Origin of the sequence: Sphingobacterium sp. NGMCC 1.201703 (assembly GCF_047784615.1) — a bacterium.
Lineage (GTDB): Bacteria > Bacteroidota > Bacteroidia > Sphingobacteriales > Sphingobacteriaceae > Sphingobacterium.
Window position 1 is genome coordinate 252,243 of sequence record NZ_JBLOHD010000005.1, and the last position, 18,080, is coordinate 270,322.

Annotated in this window: 17 protein-coding genes; 14 read left to right on the top strand and 3 right to left on the bottom strand. The window is 40.6% G+C overall.

The annotated features are described in order from the left end of the window. Window positions 1-122: 122 nt before the first annotated feature. From mutL to ACK8HY_RS12060, 4 genes are read left to right on the top strand one after another with little or no spacing between them, the layout of a single operon-like run. The gene (mutL, locus tag ACK8HY_RS12045) at window positions 123-2,003 is read left to right on the top strand and encodes a DNA mismatch repair endonuclease MutL (protein WP_416133764.1); all 1,881 of its coding nucleotides are present in this window, start codon (window positions 123-125) and stop codon (window positions 2,001-2,003) included. Window positions 2,004-2,016: 13 nt separating this feature from the next. Continuing rightward, window positions 2,017-2,694 carry a rhomboid family intramembrane serine protease gene (locus ACK8HY_RS12050; RefSeq protein WP_416133765.1) on the top strand — a complete coding sequence of 226 codons (678 nt, stop codon included), beginning with the start codon at window positions 2,017-2,019 and terminating at the stop codon, window positions 2,692-2,694. Window positions 2,695-2,705: 11 nt separating this feature from the next. After that, window positions 2,706-3,584 (top strand): rhomboid family intramembrane serine protease, encoded by an 879-nt coding sequence (locus tag ACK8HY_RS12055; RefSeq protein WP_416133766.1) that lies wholly within the window; start codon window positions 2,706-2,708, stop codon window positions 3,582-3,584. Then, window positions 3,529-4,692, top strand: a complete 1,164-nt coding sequence (locus ACK8HY_RS12060) for an endonuclease/exonuclease/phosphatase family protein (RefSeq protein ID WP_254846240.1) — start codon at window positions 3,529-3,531, stop codon at window positions 4,690-4,692. The genes ACK8HY_RS12055 and ACK8HY_RS12060 overlap by 56 nt, the downstream gene beginning before the upstream one ends. Here ACK8HY_RS12060 and ACK8HY_RS12065 read toward each other — a convergent pair. After that, a complete protein-coding gene (locus tag ACK8HY_RS12065) occupies window positions 4,682-6,292 on the bottom strand; it encodes a S41 family peptidase (RefSeq protein WP_077437096.1) in 1,611 nt (536 codons plus the stop codon). The two genes, ACK8HY_RS12060 and ACK8HY_RS12065, sit on opposite strands and share 11 nt — an antisense overlap. Window positions 6,293-6,548: 256 nt before the next feature. On the opposite strand from ACK8HY_RS12065, the gene ACK8HY_RS12070 reads away from it, so the two are divergent. The 5 genes from ACK8HY_RS12070 (at window position 6,549) to ACK8HY_RS12090 (ending at window position 11,660) form a co-directional block, all read left to right on the top strand. Beyond that, window positions 6,549-7,118, top strand: coding sequence for a hypothetical protein (locus tag ACK8HY_RS12070; RefSeq protein WP_416133767.1), 570 nt, complete (start codon window positions 6,549-6,551; stop codon window positions 7,116-7,118). Between the two features lie 205 nt (window positions 7,119-7,323). Then, complete coding sequence (fumC, locus tag ACK8HY_RS12075) at window positions 7,324-8,721, top strand: class II fumarate hydratase (RefSeq protein WP_416133768.1); 1,398 nt, start codon at window positions 7,324-7,326, stop codon at window positions 8,719-8,721. Window positions 8,722-8,724: 3 nt separating this feature from the next. Continuing rightward, window positions 8,725-9,255 (top strand): fumarate hydratase, encoded by a 531-nt coding sequence (locus ACK8HY_RS12080; RefSeq protein ID WP_416133769.1) that lies wholly within the window; start codon window positions 8,725-8,727, stop codon window positions 9,253-9,255. A gap of 230 nt (window positions 9,256-9,485) precedes the next feature. Beyond that, on the top strand, window positions 9,486-10,637 hold the full coding sequence (locus ACK8HY_RS12085) for an MFS transporter (protein WP_416133770.1): 1,152 nt from the start codon (window positions 9,486-9,488) through the stop codon (window positions 10,635-10,637). 21 nt (window positions 10,638-10,658) lie between these two features. Next, window positions 10,659-11,660, top strand: coding sequence for an acyltransferase (locus ACK8HY_RS12090; RefSeq protein WP_416133771.1), 1,002 nt, complete (start codon window positions 10,659-10,661; stop codon window positions 11,658-11,660). A 17-nt stretch (window positions 11,661-11,677) separates the two neighbouring features. Here the strand turns inward: ACK8HY_RS12090 and ACK8HY_RS12095 are convergent, their stop codons facing one another. Beyond that, window positions 11,678-12,142 (bottom strand): copper resistance protein NlpE, encoded by a 465-nt coding sequence (locus tag ACK8HY_RS12095; RefSeq protein ID WP_416133772.1) that lies wholly within the window; start codon window positions 12,140-12,142, stop codon window positions 11,678-11,680. Between the two features lie 291 nt (window positions 12,143-12,433). Then, complete coding sequence (locus ACK8HY_RS12100; RefSeq protein ID WP_077437102.1) at window positions 12,434-12,808, bottom strand: DUF3127 domain-containing protein; 375 nt, start codon at window positions 12,806-12,808, stop codon at window positions 12,434-12,436. 77 nt (window positions 12,809-12,885) lie between these two features. On the opposite strand from ACK8HY_RS12100, the gene ACK8HY_RS12105 reads away from it, so the two are divergent. The 5 genes from ACK8HY_RS12105 to ACK8HY_RS12125 all read left to right on the top strand — a co-directional run bounded on the left by ACK8HY_RS12105 (window position 12,886) and on the right by ACK8HY_RS12125 (window position 17,924). Next, the gene (locus tag ACK8HY_RS12105) at window positions 12,886-14,064 is read left to right on the top strand and encodes a THUMP domain-containing class I SAM-dependent RNA methyltransferase (RefSeq protein ID WP_343562644.1); all 1,179 of its coding nucleotides are present in this window, start codon (window positions 12,886-12,888) and stop codon (window positions 14,062-14,064) included. Further along, window positions 14,057-14,704, top strand: a complete 648-nt coding sequence (locus ACK8HY_RS12110) for an HD domain-containing protein (RefSeq protein WP_077437103.1) — start codon at window positions 14,057-14,059, stop codon at window positions 14,702-14,704. Before ACK8HY_RS12105 ends, ACK8HY_RS12110 begins: the two co-directional genes overlap by 8 nt. A gap of 109 nt (window positions 14,705-14,813) precedes the next feature. Further along, window positions 14,814-15,581: a glycerophosphodiester phosphodiesterase gene (locus ACK8HY_RS12115; RefSeq protein ID WP_416133773.1), complete on the top strand. Its 768-nt coding sequence runs from the start codon at window positions 14,814-14,816 to the stop codon at window positions 15,579-15,581. A 359-nt stretch (window positions 15,582-15,940) separates the two neighbouring features. Further along, the gene (locus tag ACK8HY_RS12120; RefSeq protein ID WP_416133774.1) at window positions 15,941-16,777 is read left to right on the top strand and encodes an endonuclease/exonuclease/phosphatase family protein; all 837 of its coding nucleotides are present in this window, start codon (window positions 15,941-15,943) and stop codon (window positions 16,775-16,777) included. 313 nt (window positions 16,778-17,090) lie between these two features. Next, window positions 17,091-17,924, top strand: a complete 834-nt coding sequence (locus ACK8HY_RS12125; RefSeq protein ID WP_416133775.1) for a DUF4197 domain-containing protein — start codon at window positions 17,091-17,093, stop codon at window positions 17,922-17,924. Window positions 17,925-18,080: the final 156 nt, after the last annotated feature.

An 18,080-nucleotide genomic window follows, 5' to 3' on the forward strand; every position in this document is an offset into this window, starting at 1 on the left:
ACGCTATGTTTTAAAAGCACATATCCCGCCATAGACGGTTTTAGCACCGATATGGAACATCCCGTTGATTTTCATTTGGGTTTGTGCTTTCTAAATATGGATATTTCGTAACTTTGTATTATATGTCGGATATTATTCAATTACTTCCAGATAATGTTGCTAATCAGATTGCGGCGGGAGAAGTGGTGCAGCGGCCAGCGTCTGCCATTAAAGAATTGATTGAGAATGCCATTGATGCTGGAGCTGACAAAATCAAACTTATTGTTAAGGATGCAGGTAAATCGTTGATCCAGGTCATTGACAATGGCTGTGGCATGAGTGTAACGGATGCCCGTCTTTGCTTTGAACGTCATGCGACTTCAAAAATCCGCAAAGCGGAGGATTTATTTGAGATCCGCACGATGGGTTTTCGTGGGGAAGCAATGGCCTCTATTGCTGCGATAGCGCAAGTCGAACTTAAAACACGTCGTGTCGAAGATGAACTTGGCACCGTCGTCGAAATAGAAGGATCAAAAGTTGTCAACCAATATCCAGAAGCTGTTGCTGCTGGAACCAATATTTTAGTCAAAAATCTTTTTTACAATATTCCTGCCCGCAGGAACTTTTTAAAAAGTAATTCTGTTGAAATGCGTCATATCATTGACGAATTTCAACGTATTGCCTTATCCAATCCTCAGATTTTTCTCTCCTTACATAGTGATGGGAATGAAATTTATCATCTCCCTGCTGAGACGTTGAAACAACGAATTGTCCATATTTTCGGGAACAACTATAATCAACGGTTGGTTCCTGTAGAGGAGGATACGTCCATTATTAAAGTGGATGGATTTGTCGGTAAACCTGAGTTTGCAAAGAAAACGCGTGGCGAGCAGTTTTTCTTTGTCAATAAACGATTTGTACGTGATCCTTATCTACACCATGCGGTTATGAATGCGTACGAGGATATTATGCAAGCGGAAACGTTTCCATTTTATGTCCTCTTTATTGATATCGATCCAGCCCGCATCGATATTAACGTACACCCCACCAAGACTGAAATCAAATATGAGGATGACAAAGCAATTTATGCGATCATCCGCTCGGCAGTGAAAAGGTCGTTGGGACGCTATAATATCATGCCTTCTTTGGATTTCGAACAGGAAACAAGTTTTTCCAACCTGATTACAAAGAAATCATTGGATGAAATTATAGCGCCGACGGTGACCTTTAATCCTGATTTCAACCCTTTTGACACAGACAAGTCCAAATCATCCTATTCCAGATCGGATAATTATGCCGAGGGCTTGGCGAAAAAAACGGGGGGAATACCAAGCAACTGGGATTCATTGTACGAAATCGTCGAAAAGGAGGAGTCTGTACAGCTGCCTTTGCATAGGGATTCCGAATTGGAAACGGATCGGCCCCAAGCTATGCAAGTAGAAGATAAAACTTCCGCTAAATTATTTTTTCAGCTACACAACAAGTATATCGTTTCGCAGATTCACTCTGGTTTCATTCTTATTGACCAACAAGCTGCCCACGAACGTATATTGTTTGAACAGTTTCTGACACAACTTGATCAACATAAAGGTTTAAGCCAACAGAGTTTATTCCCACAGACCATCGATCTCAACCCTGCGGATAATGAACTCATGAAGGACTTATTGGACGACATCAACGGATTGGGTTTTCAGATTCGTGAATTTGGAAAAAATTCCTATATTATTGACGGAATTCCAGCTGATTTGGGAACCGGTTTTGATGAGATCAAAATGATTGAAAAAATATTGGAAGATTATAAAAATAATCAATCCGAATACAAATTAGCTAAACGCGAGAACCTGGCGAAAAGCCTTGCCCGTAATGCTGCGATCAAACCAGGCACACAGCTTGACAATACGGCTATGGCAGAATTGGTCGACAAGCTCTTTGCCTGTCAATCACCGAATATCTCCATCTATGGCAATCCGGTTATCGTAACATTTACCCTGCAGGAATTAGCAGAAAAATTTGGCAAAAACTAGAAGATAGAACTATATGTTTCAACAATTGACACCCGTTATCAAGAATTTACTGATCGTAAATATTGTATTCTTTTTAGGATCGCAATTTGTGCCCATTGCGTATAATTATCTTCCGGTTTTCTACCCAGATTCGCCTTATTTTAAAATTTGGCAGGTTATTACACATATGTTTATGCATGCTGATCTGGGCCATATCTTCTTCAACATGTTTTCTTTGGTCATCTTTGGCCCAATGATCGAGCAAGTGCTCGGTGCAAAACGTTTTTTGAATTTCTATCTGATTTCGGGTATTGGCGCATGGCTATTGCAAATGGGTGTTCAGGGCATTGAAATATTTAATGCAACAGGAAGCTTTTTCCCATTGCACCATAGTTTGGATTTGTCTACGCTAAACACAACTAATCCAGGCTTAGTGCAAGAGGTCTATACTTCTCGTATGCTGGGTGCCTCTGGTGCCATATATGGTGTATTACTCGCTTTTGCTTACCTTTTCCCAAACATACCGCTTCAATTTTTGTTTATTCCTGTACCAATCAAAGCAAAATATATGATCGGAGGATATATTTTGATCGAGATCTATATGAGCTTATCCAGACCGGGTGATTCGGTAGCCCATCTCGCACACGTTGGTGGTGCACTGTTTGGCTATTTGCTGCTCAAACTTTGGCGGATTAGAAAGGGAATTTATTAATAGCACGCGTCATGAATAGCATTGGTTTAAAAGATTTTTGGAGACAAACGTATAAGACAGGTTCACCGATTCCGGTTGTGATCAGTATTCAGGTATGCTTATTTGTCCTCATTTATTTCTTGGACCTGCTCTTTGAGCTAAAATTCATCTCTCAAAGTTTCCTACAGCCTATTGTCAAGCATTTGAGCTTACCTAGTAATTTTTCGGCCTTCCTAGCGCAACCTTGGTCCGTGATTTCGTCCAATTTTGTCTATGTTCAGCTGTTGAATTTAATTTTTGACAGCTTATGGTTGTATTGGGTTGGCCAAATCTTCTTTACCTTCTTAAATAAAAGACAATTTTTCTTTGTCTACCTTAGCTCATGGCTCTTAGGCAGTATGCTTTATGTTGGTTTTGGCACCCTGATTCCGCCACCTACAGATCTGCACTTAATGGGTGGAGCCCACCCATTAGCCGCTGTACTTGCTGCCATTGTCGTTTTGGTCCCGAATTATGAGTTACGGCTTTTACTTTTTGGTACGGTTAAATTAAAGGTCGTAGCTATCGTGTATTTTGCGTTGGAATTCTTATTTTTTACGATTGGCAACCGACCTGCTGCAGTGTCTTACTTTGCTGTCGTTCTCTTTGGAATGGCTTTTACCTATGCCTTACGATCGGGGATAGACTGGTCTTCAGTTTTTCAGAAGAAACAAAAAAAGCCTGCAAAAATGAAAGTTGTTGTAGGCAATCATATACCGACAAATCGGAAACATCGTTATGACTTACCTAATCAGGATGAAATCGATGCCATCCTGGACAAGATTTCAGTATCTGGTTATGAAAGTCTGACACACCATGAAAAAGAGACGCTCTTTAGGGCAAGCAATAGTGGCGACAAGGTTGATGGATAGAAGGACATTTTTAAGGAGAAAACTGGGATTTATAAGCAAAACCATGTTCCTGGCAAACATGCTGGCGATCATCGCGTTGCTCATGAGTTATTCAGCGACCTTCATCAACCCGAAATCTTTTTGGCCTATTGCGTTTCTGGGCTTAGGCTACCTTCCCATTCTTTTGGTCAATATTGGTTTTATATGCTATTGGTTACTTCGTAAACGAAAGGTAGCGCTCTACTCCTTGATAGCTATTTTATTGGGCTGGCCCTTCCTAACCAAACACTGGAATATCCGAAAAGAAAACCCGCCTATTCCGCCTGAAACACGAACATTGCGTATCATGACCTTTAATGCACATCTGTTCAAAAAAGTCGATGATGAAAAAAAGAACTTTAAAGCGGACGTAGTGCGTATCATTGATAGCATCTCACCTGATGTCATCTGCTTTCAGGAGTATATCAGTAAAATCAAAGGAAAACATGTTTTTTCAGAGGAGTTTAAAGACAAATTGGGCTACGATTACTTCTTCTTTGAGCCCAGTTCCAAAAATGACTATGAGGCTTACGGTATGGCTGTTTTATCCCGTTTCCCCATTTATGATTCGGGGACTATACGAGACAATGATTACGGCATCAACAGAATATGTTATGTCGATGTCAAAAAGCAGGATACCTTGGTTCGGATCTATAATATCCACCTACGATCGTTTGCGCTACAAAATGAAGACAAAGAGTTCATTCAGAATCTGTCCAATAAGAATGAAGCTGACAACAGGGCAACCCGTCGGTTGAGCAGGAAATTAAAAAATGCCTTTGAGCTCCGTAGCGAACAGGCGCATTCGCTAAAAAAGCATATGAATGAGTGCCAATATCCTTACATTGCTGTCGGCGATTTTAATGATACACCAATGAGTTACTCGGTGAATCTAATAGGTGATGGCATGTATAATGCCTTCAAAGAAAAGGGAAATGGATGGGGCGTTACCCATCACGCACTTTTGCCGATTTTTCAGATTGACTATATCTTTGCCAGTCCAAAATTTGAGGTTATGAATTATCAGGTTGTCAAACAGAAGCTCTCAGACCATTATCCGGTATGGTCAGATCTGCGGCTTAAACCTTAGGCAGCTGATACCCTAAAGATTTGAGGCCTATTTCGATAAATTTATCTCTTCTGTTTTTTATTTTATAATAGGCTTCACGGCCAAAATAATATCTTCCGACCAGCGCTTCGATATCCGACTGAATCAGATCATGTAGATTTTTTGCCTCATTCGCAGTTACAGGAATCCGTTTTTGTGCATTCAGAAAAGAGATAAAAAGATCAAACTCTGCTGCGGGTAAATGGTATCCACTGATAAAGTTTTCAATGGAATATGCGGGGAGATGCTTGGTGAACCGATCATATACAAATTCTTCGATTGCATTTGAGTGGTAGATCTCCCGATATTTCGCACTTGTTTCGTTTGTATCAATTGGGATATTCACATCAGGCAAAATTCCGCCGCCACCAAAAACCAGTTTGCCTTTACTTGTCGTAAACATTTCCTTTTGACGAAATTCGGTATCGAGTGTCCATAGGTCAAAACCGGTCATATATTTCGCAGCATCAAAGTTTGCCCGGCTATACTTGCGTTGAATACATCTGCCAAGGGGGGTATAATAACGTGCTACGGTTAAATTCACCGCCGAACCGTCTGAGAAATCAAATTGTTCCTGAACCAAACCTTTTCCATAGGATCGTCTTCCCACGACAGTGGCCCGATCTAAGTCCTGTAAAGCGCCGCTCAAGATCTCACTTGCTGATGCTGTACTTTCGTTGATCAATACCACAACGCGGCCATCACTGAAGTCACCGGGTTTTTCGGAATAATAATCCTGACGTAATTCATTGGCTCCCTCGGTGTACATCAACAGTCTCTTTTCTTTGAAAAACTGTCCGGCCAAATCAATGGCAGTATGCACAAATCCACCACCATTATTCCGGAGGTCCAGGATAAGATCCTGGGCACCGCTTTTTCGCAAATCGATCAATGATTGTCTAAATTCATCCGCAGTCTTATGTCCAAAGCGTCGGATCTTGATATAAGCAGTTTTGGGTGCAATCATATAGGACGCATCCAGACTGCTTACATTTACCTGATCGCGGATAACTTTCAGTGGATTAACAAGTGTCTGTCCATTCCGTTGAATCGAAATAAGTACAGCAGTCCCCTTTTTTCCACGGATTAATTTTTCTATCTCTGCCTCAGGAACCTTTTTCCCTGCAAGATCTTTGTTGCCGATTTTTAGAATACGGTCACCGATTCGCATGCCGCTTTTCTCCGCTGGTCCAGCGGATACCATTCCTACCACAAGCAGCGTATCCTTCAAACGAAAATACTCTACCCCTATCCCATCAAAAGAACCTTCCAGGGTCTCCTGTTTAGCGAGCACCTGATTGGGGCGTAAAAATGTAGAGAAAGGATCGAGACGTGAAACTACGTGTTCAATGGCTTCATCCTGCACCGTGTCTACACTAATATTGTCAACATAATTTTCAGCGATCAGCTGGATGAGGTACTGCAATTTATCCGAATTACTATTGGAGCCCAAACTGGAAAAAGTTGTTTTTTGGTTGCTTCCTTGTTCTTCGGCATAATTCTGACCCAACAGCAAGCCAAGGAGCAATACCGCCGCATATGTAGCGGCTACAAAAATATTTCGTTTGATACTCTTTTGCATTGGAAAAAACCAGTGTTTATAAAATGATAAACCGAGCCTGCGCGCTCCTCAATTTACCCTTCAAAAGTAACAAGTTTATTCGGTTTAACCCGTACACAGCCGTATAATTTTACATTAAAAACAAAAAATTGTCGCTGGCTGTTTACCTGCTGAAACTCCTGTCATCGGATTTAATCAAAAATGGGAAATAGCAGCAACGAAACTTGGAAATAAGCACAAATTTATCTTAGTTTGAACTTGGAAAGGAATTTAAAATATGCACGAAATCGAACCTTACTACAATTGGCGCGACTATTACATTGCTGCCGAAGACGAACAATCACCATTTTATGGTACAGTCTACAGCGAATTCGATTTCGATAAACAGATCTATAACTTTCTGTTGCATCCGCAATGGGATGAATTTGGCTCGCTCACGCTATATTTAAAGGTATTATTTGTCGATTATGAAAAACAATACTGTATTATCGAGTTGATCGGCGAATGGAATGATGCCATATACAACGATATTATGCTGTTGAAGAGAGAGCTTATCGATGTCATGATCAGTCAGGGAATAAAATATTTTATCCTTATTGGCGAGAATGTATTGAATTTCCATACGTCAGATGATTCCTATTACGAGGAATGGTTCCAGGATATCGACGATGGCTGGATTGCGGGCGTGGGCTTCCGGGACCATGTCATTCAGGAGTTTCAACAACAGAATATTGATTATTACATCAATTTTGGCGGTGCACTCAATGAATTATCTTGGCGTGCATTAAAACCAAAGCAAGTATTTCATCATGTGAATGAATTCTTGGGTAATCGCCTTGGTTTTTGAGTAATGAGTAATGGGTATTGAGTAGTGAGTAATGGGTATATAGATTTTGGTTATACAAGTCGATGACTCATTAATTGTTTCAATTTTTGATTTTTACCTTTTAATTTTTACTTTTTACTGTATTATCCGTTAACTTTGTGATCGATGTGTTCTGTGTTATGCACAGCTACTGATTAATTTTTACGTTTTATTTATACAAAACAATATGTCATTCAGAATTGAAAAAGATACGATGGGTGAAGTTCAGGTACCTGCAGATAAATACTGGGGTGCACAAACTGAACGTTCACGCAACAACTTCAAAATCGGACCGGCAGCTTCTATGCCACATGAAATCATTGCAGGTTTTGCCTACCTAAAAAAAGCAGCAGCCTATGCAAACCACGAATTGGGTGTATTACCTGTCGAAAAACGTGATGCCATTGCAACTGTATGTGATGAGATCCTAGCGGGTAAATTGGACGATCAATTCCCATTGGTGATCTGGCAAACTGGTTCGGGAACACAGTCGAATATGAATGTGAATGAAGTGGTGGCAAACCGTGCCCACGTATTGGCTGGACATACGATTGGCGAAGGCGAACCTGTATTAAAAGCAAACGATGATGTCAACAAATCACAGTCGTCAAATGATACGTTCCCAACCGGAATGCATATTGCAGCCTATAAAGCGGTTGCCGAAGTAACTATCCCAGGTGTAGAGAAACTGCGTGATACATTGGCTAAAAAAGCGGAAGAATTCAAGAATGTTGTTAAAATCGGCCGCACACACTTGATGGATGCAACGCCGTTAACATTAGGTCAAGAAATTTCTGGCTATGTGGCACAATTAAACCATGGCCTAAAAGCATTAAGAAATACACTTTCACATCTATCTGAGGTTGCATTGGGTGGTACTGCGGTAGGAACTGGCTTAAATACACCTAAGGGTTATGATGTTGTTGTTGCCAAATACATTGCTGAATTTACAGGTCTTCCATTTGTTACTGCGGAGAACAAATTTGAAGCTTTAGCTGCGCATGATGCTATCGTCGAAACACATGGTGCGTTGAAACAATTGGCAGTTGCGTTGAATAAAATTGCGAATGACATCCGTATGTTGGCTTCGGGTCCACGCTCAGGTATTGGTGAAATCCTTATTCCAGAAAACGAACCGGGATCATCTATTATGCCGGGCAAAGTGAATCCTACACAATGTGAAGCGTTAACGATGGTAGCAGCTCAGGTGATGGGTAACGATGTTGCGATCACAATCGGTGGTACACAAGGGCATTATGAGTTGAACGTCTTCAAACCAGTGATGGCAGCGAACTTCTTGCAATCTGCACGTTTACTGGGTGACGCCTGTGTTTCTTTTGAAGAACACTGTGCTGCAGGTATCGAGCCTAACTACAAACGCATCAAAGAATTGGTTGACAACTCGTTGATGTTGGTAACTGCATTAAACACGAAAATTGGGTATTATAAAGCTGCTGAAATTGCGCAAACGGCACATAAAAACGGTACGACACTTAAAGAAGAAGCCGTGCGTCTGGGTTATGTGACTCCAGAAGATTTTGATGCTTGGGTAAAACCTGAAGAGATGGTTGGAAGTTTAAAATAAGCTGTGGCAATAATTTCAATAAAAAATATATCCTCGAAAACATACCTATTGGCTCTTGCCATAGGTATGTTTTTCTTTTTTACCGCCTGCAAATTTAATTCGGAGATGCAGGGCGAAGGTGCTCCGTTTTTACAGGGGGAGTGGGTACAGGACAGTATCCCGGGACAGCAGCAGATGATGCAATATACCTTGGCTGAATTTAAGTTTACCTGTGATTCGGTTTATGCGACAATGCATGTGAACAACAAAGTACAGACTATCCCGGATAGTTGCTATAAAAACGGTTCCTGGACAGAGCATGCCAAAGGGATTTATGTGTTACGGGGAGATTCTGTTATCGTAGACGGTATATACACCAAAGAAAATGGCAAACAGAAGATCTCAGGTTGTTACCTTTCGGGGCAATATATTCCACGTTTTAAAGTTGTTTATCGCTCCGCGGACTCCGTTGTATTGGAGAGCCGATTAGATCAACGTCCGATCATCTTGAGAAAGATCAAAGATATCACCTGCGTGCCTAAGAAAAGGTATTAGTATTGGGATGTTAGTATTTTGACTTTACCTGTTCAAGCCAGCGGCCTACGAACACGGTCCTTAATCCTTGCTCCTTAATCTTTGTTTCTAAGCCTGGGATTTAGTGGGTCTACTTCTCCCCGCTCTAGATCGATTGGCTTGACTAAAGCGATTATTACAGCGATGTAAAATCAACATGTAATAACCCAGTTTTTATTTTTACTTTTGACTATCAACTTCCAACCATCCATATGAACAAAGGAATAATTGCCTTAGCTTTTGGGGGACTTGCCATCGGGATGACTGAATTTACGATGATGGGTATTCTGCCTGATATCGCGAAGGATCTGCGTATCGAAATCCCTACCGCGGCACATCTTATTGCGCTGTATGCACTCGGTGTAGTTGTCGGCGCTCCGACATTGGTCTTATTTACGGGCAAGTATCCTCCCAAAAAGGTTTTACTCTTTTTAATGTTGCTCTTTTTTATTTTCAACGGCTTGTTCAGTATCGCACCGGGACAATTTCTGATCAGTATTTCACGTTTTATGGCCGGACTTCCACATGGCGCATTTTTTGGTGTAGGATCTGTCGTTGCAGCTAAACTTGCTCCCAAAGGAAAAGAAGCTCAGGCCATCTCGATCATGTTTACGGGCATGACCATTGCAAACCTCGCCGGAGTTCCGTTGGGAACCTATCTTGGCCATCATTATTCCTGGCGACTGACTTATGGCATTATCAGTATCCTGGGGCTAATTACCTTCGCCGCGATATATGCCTGGATGCCGAAAATCGAGGCTTCTAAAGGCAATAATATATTCAATCAGCTCAGCTTTTTCAACAAAAAGATTGCTTGGTTATTAATGGCGATTATTGCGATAGGTACAGGTGGATTGTTTGCCTGGATCAGTTATATTGCGCCCTTGGCGACTAAAGTTTCTGGCGTTCCAGCCGACCGGGTGCCCTTGATTATGATTTTAATAGGTATCGGTATGTTTTTCGGTAATCTGATCGGCGGGAAATTGGCAGACACGATATCACCCACAAAAGCAGCGATCGCTAGTTTTTCAGCGATGGCACTCTGTTTGGTTATGGTCTATTTTGTTTCGCCTCTGGGCTGGACAGCTTATCCTCTAGCGTTCATTACCGGTTTAGTATCCTTCACTATAGGTTCGCCGACTCAGTTGATGTTAATCCGGGCCTCGAAAGATGCTGCAACTTTAGCTGCGGCAGGCGGGCAGGCTGCATTTAATCTCGGTAATACACTTGGTGCATTTTTGGGAGGAATTCCCATCACCATGGGATTAGCATACAATACCCCCTCCCTGGTAGGTGTAGGTATGGCAAGTATCGGCGCTTTGTTGACCTTGTTGTATCTCAAGGTCTATGACAATAAAAGTTAACACTTAAAAAAAACGATTCTAATGGCCCGAAGTAGTTATATCAGTGTATTGCGTATCATAGCAATCTTTTTGATTATTCTAATCCACTCTTCTTCGGGCTATTTAAATAGTAACGACTTTGATTCTTTTGATTGGGATTATGCCAATTGGATCAACAGTTTTTCACGCTTTGCCGTTCCGCTCTTTGTCATCATTTCCGGTGCATTACTTTTACAACGAGACGAAGATACAGGCACATTCTACAAAAAGCGCCTGTTTAAAATTATTCCGCCATTTGTCTTCTGGACCATTGTTTACCTGATCTATTATTTTATCCGTTATATTGATTTTGAGTATGTTGGTTTTCCACAAGTTATTAACATTATGTTAATTCGCTTAAAGTCAGGAAGCAACGCCCACCTATGGTACCTCTATATGCTTATCGGACTCTATCTAGCGATACCTTTTTTGCGAAAAATGATCCGAAACTGTTCAAAAAGAGAGATTGAGATTTTCTTATGCCTGTGGTTTGCTTCACTGTTTTTCAGCAACAAATGGTTCAATGCCTATCTTCCGAATTTTGACCTAACCTTCTTTACAGGCTACATGGGTTATCTCGTCTTGGGTTACTATTTCTACAGTCATCCAATCCCCCTGTTAAGATGGTATAGCCTCCCATTCTTTATAGGCTGTTGCCTGATTACGGGTTGGGGTACTTATTATCTTAGTGTGGAAAAAGGGGAATTTGACCCTACATTGTATAATTATCTTTCACCTAATATTGCGTTAAGTGCAGGCTTACTATTTGTTTTTATCCAATGTCTAAAACTCCCAGAACGGTTGAATGCATTCTGGGAATTCATCGACATCCATAGTTTTGGCATCTATCTAAGCCATATCTTGTTTTTGAATTATATCCATCCGCTGCTACCATTAGCGACGCTTTGGAAAATACCGTTAGCAGCGATTCTCACCCTGCTCGCCAGTGCTTTACTGACGTATTGCCTGCGCAAGATCCCACTGGGGAAATACGTGAGTGGTTAATTCGATTTGATCGGCTCTTATTTTTCGCCTTCAACCTTATTGTAAATATAGCGATCCGCATTAGGCCCATCGATCTCTTTCCCTTCCTGATCCAGCCCGATCAGTCTATTTTCACCTACCTTTAATTTCATATTGGTTTCTTTGCCCGTCAGGTGCACAACAGAACCATTGTCATGCCACATGACTTTACCTGAATCTTCAACTTTGGTGTTCTTATTGATATATTCACTTACAATAGAAAAAGTATTGTCATTTTTTAAGGTAATATTTGTTTTGATACCTTCACAATCCGCACAGGGAATAGTTGCTTCATATTTACCGGGCCAGTCCAACGAATTTTGAGAAGTATGGACGGTATCTGCTGTCATCGTTGTATGATCGGAGGAATCCGCTGCTACCACATGTTGATTTTCCTTTTTTGTTTGATTACATGCACTTAAAGAAAGTGCTGTCAGGCAAATTAATAATACTGATGATTTCATAATGTGCTGTTTTAATTTAAATATACCGATACCAAGCAATTTCGACGCCAAGAAAATTATATTTATGTGATTCAAAAAATTCCCCGTCATAAAACAAGGGATGGTGCCCACAGCGTACAGCGAATTAGCTGGTTATCAAATAAGGGGAGGAAGCCAAGGCGTAATGTGTACAAAATAAAAAGGACTGCTCAAACGGGCAGTCCAGTCTATATGATATACTGTAAGGCAAAATCCGACACATACTATGCATGTTTCGGCTATGCCGACAGGATTTGAATGTCTTATTTCAGACTAGAATGGTAAGTCATCATCATCTGATGAGCCAGACAAATCCACAGGAGCAGGCATATCCGCATAACCTGGAGAAGATGGTGCCGGAGCAGCATTTCCTAATTTTGTTACACGCCATGCAACCAATGAATTGAAATATGTCGTTACGCCATCTTTATTTGTCCATGGACGACCACGAAGATTAAAAGATACCTCTACCTCTTCGCCAATCGCTAGGTTATCAAAAATTGAAGTTCTGTCTTGTGTTGACTCAAAACGGATATACTCAACAAATTGTGGGTTTTCGGCATAAGCTACAATCATATCGCGTTTTTTGAATGATTCTGTCACTTGTTGTGTCGCTCCTATCTCGTGTACTTTTCCTCTAATTTCCATAATCAAAAAAATAAATATTAAAGCGTAAAATTAAGCAATTTTTGAGGAAGAGTTTAATTAACTTTGTACAAAATATGATGGAAGTTTTCAACACCCCCAATAAAGTTATCATTACGTGCAATAAACGCTTATCGCCGTATTTGCAACAGGAAGTTAAAGAGTTAGGTTTTGACATTGTTAGAGCATTTCCTACTGGAGTCGAATTGAAAGTCAGCGTAAACGATACGATCAAGCTCAATCTGAACTTGCGTACGGCCTCGCAGATTCTATATTCTTTAAAGGAATTTTCAGCGAACAATCCTACCGAGCTGTATGAAGAGCTTAGCACGATTGCTTGGGAAGAGCTCATTCAATTCGATGGTTATTTCTCGGTGAGTTCCAATGTGGACAATGAGACAATTAGCACGCCTTTATTTGCGAATGTCAAAGTGAAAGATGCGATTGTAGATCGTATTAAAGATAAAAAAGGTATGCGTCCGAATTCAGGTCCGGAAAATAACAAAGCTGTTGTTCACCTCTACTGGAAGGATGACCGTGCTGAAATTTTCCTGGATACCTCTGGAGAAACGCTAGCGAAACATGGGTATCGTAAGATTCCGGGCAAGGCGCCCATGCTGGAGGCCTTAGCAGCCTCAACAATTATTGCGTCAAAATGGGATGGCGTATCGGCATTCATCAATCCGATGTGTGGATCAGGGACTTTAGCTATTGAAGCTGCGTTGATTGCCACCAATAGAAAACCGGGACTATTGCGCATGAATTACTCATTCATGCATTTTATAGGTTATGATGAAACTGTTTTCTTCCAGGAACGCCGCTTATTAAAGGATCAGATCAATAAGAAAGCAGCTCCCCAAATTATTGCTACGGATATATCCGAAGAAGCGATCAACGTTTCCAAGATGAATGCCCGCACTGCAGGCGTAGAACAATTAATTTCATTTGAAGTATGCGATTTTGCCGAAACTCACGTTCCTAAAGAGGGAGGAGTCATCCTATTCAATCCAGAATACGGTGAACGTTTAGGTACGCATACTAAGTTGGAAATTACCTACAAACGCATGGGTGATTTTATGAAACAGGAATGCAAAGGTTATAGAGGCTATATATTTACAGGAAATCCGGATCTCGCAAAGAAAATCGGGCTCCGTGCATCCAGACGGATAGAATTTTATAATGGCAAATTAGATTGTAGATTATTAGAATACGAATTATACGAGGGTACTCGCGAAAAAACAAAAGTATTGTATGAATAACATTATTGAACGCACAGTCGCATTTGTGCAAGATCGTTTGAAATTTGCAGAAGCAGGCCATGATTGGTCGCATATTCAACGCGTATGGAACAATACGAAGTTAATTTTAGAAGATGAAGAAGCTGATGTCATGGTCTGCGAATTAGCAGCGCTCCTGCATGACATCGCGGACAGCAAATTCCATGACGGTGACGAAACAATTGGCCCTCGCGTTGCTGGAGAGTTTTTGGCAAGTCTAGAAATTTCTCCTGAAATCATAGACCATGTTAAAAAAATCATCTTTAACATGTCTTTTAAAGCAAGTCTTGGTGAAGTTTCGTTCCATTCCAAAGAGATGGAAATTGTACAGGATGCCGACCGTTTGGATGCCATCGGTGCAATAGGAATTGCGCGGGCCTTCAGTTTTGGCGGAAATAAAGGCCGTGAAATGTACAATCCCAACGTCCCGGTACAGGAATATAAAGATAAGGAAGCCTACAAACATTCCGAAGCTCCGACCATCAACCACTTCTATGAGAAGCTGCTCCTGTTGAAAGATAAAATGAATACACAGGCCGCAAAAAAAATCGCGGAACACCGCCACCAATATATGCTTGAATTCCTGGATGAATTCATGGCAGAGTGGAATGGTAAAAAATAAATTACAGTTAACAATAACTACATATAAAAGTGGTACTTTAGATCTTGTGAATCAGGATAAAAAGTACCACTTTTTTTATGCTGCAAAATCAGCTTTCAAACTAACACATATGAAAAAACACATTTTTAGCTGTCTGACCTTGGCTATGGTCATCTCATCGGCAACAGTATTTGCTCAGACCAAAGCAATTGCACATCGTGGCGTATGGAAAAACAGTCATCTTCCTCAAAACTCCATCGCTTCTTTAAAAGCCGCACATGAACTTAAACTTTTTGGATCTGAGTTTGATGTACATCTCACCAAAGACAATATTCTTGTTGTCAACCACGACAATGATTTCTATGGAATCGACATCGCGACAGCAACATACACAGAGCTCTTAGCAAAAAAGCATCCAAACGGAGAGTCTATCCCAACATTGGAAGAGTATATCAAAGCTGGGAAAAAATTGAAAGGCCTACGCCTGATCCTGGAGTTAAAAACAAACAAACTCGGTGTAGAACGCACGCTTGAGGCTGCAACAAAAGCTGTTGAAATGGTAAAAAATCTGAAAGCAGAGAAAATAACAGATTATATCGCATTCAGTTTTGAGGCTTGTCAAAAGATTCATGAACTCGCACCTAAAGCAAATATTCAATACTTGAATGGCGATAAATCACCTGCAGATGTGAATGCTGCAGGAGTCAATGGCCTAGATTACCATTTTTCGGTCTTCAAAAAGAATGCAAGCTGGTTGCAGGAAGCGCATCAACTGAACATGAAGGTGAATGCATGGACAGTCAATACGGAAGAAGAAATGAAGAATCTAATTGGACAAAAGATCGATTTTATCACAACAGATGAACCGGAATTGTTGCTTCAGGTATTGAAAAAATAATGAACTAAATGACAAAGACGGAATACTGCGCATCTACATACTGGTGAAGTAGCTGTTCCCAAATTAGTTATTCTGATGAAACCATCATGATTTATTCGATCACACCAAAGATTGAATAATCGAGCAAAGCGAGCTCATGAACGCCGCTCAAAACATATACTCGATGACTAAATCTGATAACTTCATCACCACTGAAAAAAGAAACCGAGTGAACCAAACGATTGAGCTCACGAATACCTTAAAGTACTAATTTAATGAGTAAACGAGCTCATTTATACCGATGAGATCAACACTTATACCGCCAAAGGCAGCGTGAATGCCTTAATCTAAAAATAATTGATGAAAAATAATTAATATAGATGAAAAAATACGTTATTCTCGCAGCAGCATTATGCTTATCGTATATCTCCTATGCACAGGATTTTATTGCGGCCACATACAACATCAGACAAAGAAATACAGTAGATACAGGTAATATGTGGGTTGACCGCAAAGTGCCTTTGACCAACCTGATTAAATATCATGGTTTTGATATATTCGGTGTTCAGGAAGCGTTTCATGATCAGGTTCAGGATCTAAAAACGCTACTTCCGGGATTCGATTATGTTGGTGTGGGGCGTGATGACGGTGCACAAGAGGGGGAGCACTCAGCAATTTATTACAATGCCAATCGGTTCAAAGCCATAAAAAGTGGCACATTCTGGCTCTCTGCAACAGATACCGAACATCCGAATAAAGGTTGGGATGCGGCTTTACCACGCATCTGTACCTGGGGAATTTTCGAAGATAAAGCCAATAAAAAGCGCTTTATCTTTATGAACACACACTTTGACCATATCGGACGTACCGCAAGAACGGAAAGCGCGAAGTTGATCCTAGCCAAAGCAAAAGAATTTGCGAAGGATCTTCCGCTGATCTTAACAGGTGACTTCAATGTAGACGAAAAAGATGAGGCCTATTTTACACTTGCCAAGAGCAATGTAGTCACCGATGTACATGAAGTATCTCCGCTTAAATATGAGCCTAATTCTTCTTTTAATGGTTGGGGAAAAAGCTTAAGAGCTTCTGGGCGTATTGATCATATTTTTATTACCAAACCCTTCCAAGCGAAGAAATACGGTATTTTAACAGACACTTATATGAGTAAATTCCCTTCGGACCATTTTCCTGTTGTGACAACACTTTCATGGAAATAGTATATATCGTGTTTAAATAACAATTTCTCCATAGCGAATAAAGCTTTTTTGAACTTCACCCTAAAAGTCCTATCAACTTTTAGGGTGTTTTTATTAGCAATAATCAGGATACGAAATGAGATCAGGTTGATGTTTTTTATTTGGGATATCCTAAATAAAAAAAGCTATTGTGACAATACATCGTGCTGATCATGGTGCGGAATGTGGCGCATCTGCTACGGATTTGGACAATCTAATGGGAAGAACAGCCCACGATTTAAACTTTTAGAAAAATTAACAGTCGATATCCTTAATTTTGACAGCAAAACATATCATGATGAAATTTCCATTACTATATTGTACCGTATTTGTTTCGGGGCTTTTATGTTCCAACAAAAGTGAAGCGCAAATTTTTAAAAAGATCAACGATGCGCTGAATAAGGTAAACCAAAGTCAAACCGACAGCACAAGCAATACAAATCCGCCCGCAACCGGTACCCCAGTCTCCGGTTCAAGTTCGACCAAATCAAACGTATTGACTTCATTGTCAAGCAAGGATGCTTCATTGGGTATCAAACAGGCTTTAAGCAATGGTCTTAATATCAGTATTGAGTCGCTGGCAAAAAAAGATGGTTTCTTAGGTGATGCAGCGGTAAGGATTTTGATGCCTGCGGAGGCACAAAAAGTAGAAAAAACACTCCGCGCTGTGGGTATGGGCAAGCTTTGTGACCAATTTATTCAGAGCATGAACAGAGCCGCTGAAGGCGCTGTAAAAGAAGCCGCTCCGGTATTTGTAAACGCATTATCTAAAATGACTATCACTGATGCGACCAATATTCTATTGGGCAGTAAACAAGATGCTGCAACGACATTTTTCAAAACAAATACATCGGCCGAATTGACGAGCAAGTTCAGTCCGGTCATTCAATCTGCGATGGGTGTAAATAATGTAGACCAATATTGGACGCAATTGACTTCAGCCTATAATAATTTACCGCTAGGGAATAAGGTGGAAACAAATCTCACCGCTTATGTTACGCAAAAAGCGATCGATGGTTTGTTTATTAAGGTAGCTGATCAGGAATCAAAAATCAGAAACAATATCGGCGGAAGTAGAAATACAAATATTTTGCAAAAAGTATTTGGCTACGCAGATGAGAAAAAATAAACTAAACAAGGGTTATTAGTCCATAGAAAAGTACAGGACTTGAGCTAAACATTAGATCTTATAAACAAGACTTGTCAGTTTATTGACAAGTCTTGTTTGTTTTTGGTCGAAGCCCATTAGAATTTGTAAATTTGGTCACCCTTATCACATTAAGGC

Coding starts and splice junctions, on each gene's coding strand:
- mutL (WP_416133764.1), top strand. CDS start 123: ATGTCGGATATTATTCAATTACTTCCAGATAATGTTGCTAATCAGATT.
- ACK8HY_RS12050 (WP_416133765.1), top strand. CDS start 2,017: ATGTTTCAACAATTGACACCCGTTATCAAGAATTTACTGATCGTAAAT.
- ACK8HY_RS12055 (WP_416133766.1), top strand. CDS start 2,706: ATGAATAGCATTGGTTTAAAAGATTTTTGGAGACAAACGTATAAGACA.
- ACK8HY_RS12060 (WP_254846240.1), top strand. CDS start 3,529: ATGAAAAAGAGACGCTCTTTAGGGCAAGCAATAGTGGCGACAAGGTTG.
- ACK8HY_RS12065 (WP_077437096.1), bottom strand. CDS start 6,292: ATGCAAAAGAGTATCAAACGAAATATTTTTGTAGCCGCTACATATGCG.
- ACK8HY_RS12070 (WP_416133767.1), top strand. CDS start 6,549: ATGCACGAAATCGAACCTTACTACAATTGGCGCGACTATTACATTGCT.
- fumC (WP_416133768.1), top strand. CDS start 7,324: ATGTCATTCAGAATTGAAAAAGATACGATGGGTGAAGTTCAGGTACCT.
- ACK8HY_RS12085 (WP_416133770.1), top strand. CDS start 9,486: ATGAACAAAGGAATAATTGCCTTAGCTTTTGGGGGACTTGCCATCGGG.
- ACK8HY_RS12090 (WP_416133771.1), top strand. CDS start 10,659: ATGGCCCGAAGTAGTTATATCAGTGTATTGCGTATCATAGCAATCTTT.
- ACK8HY_RS12095 (WP_416133772.1), bottom strand. CDS start 12,142: ATGAAATCATCAGTATTATTAATTTGCCTGACAGCACTTTCTTTAAGT.
- ACK8HY_RS12100 (WP_077437102.1), bottom strand. CDS start 12,808: ATGGAAATTAGAGGAAAAGTACACGAGATAGGAGCGACACAACAAGTG.
- ACK8HY_RS12105 (WP_343562644.1), top strand. CDS start 12,886: ATGGAAGTTTTCAACACCCCCAATAAAGTTATCATTACGTGCAATAAA.
- ACK8HY_RS12110 (WP_077437103.1), top strand. CDS start 14,057: ATGAATAACATTATTGAACGCACAGTCGCATTTGTGCAAGATCGTTTG.
- ACK8HY_RS12115 (WP_416133773.1), top strand. CDS start 14,814: ATGAAAAAACACATTTTTAGCTGTCTGACCTTGGCTATGGTCATCTCA.
- ACK8HY_RS12120 (WP_416133774.1), top strand. CDS start 15,941: ATGAAAAAATACGTTATTCTCGCAGCAGCATTATGCTTATCGTATATC.
- ACK8HY_RS12125 (WP_416133775.1), top strand. CDS start 17,091: ATGATGAAATTTCCATTACTATATTGTACCGTATTTGTTTCGGGGCTT.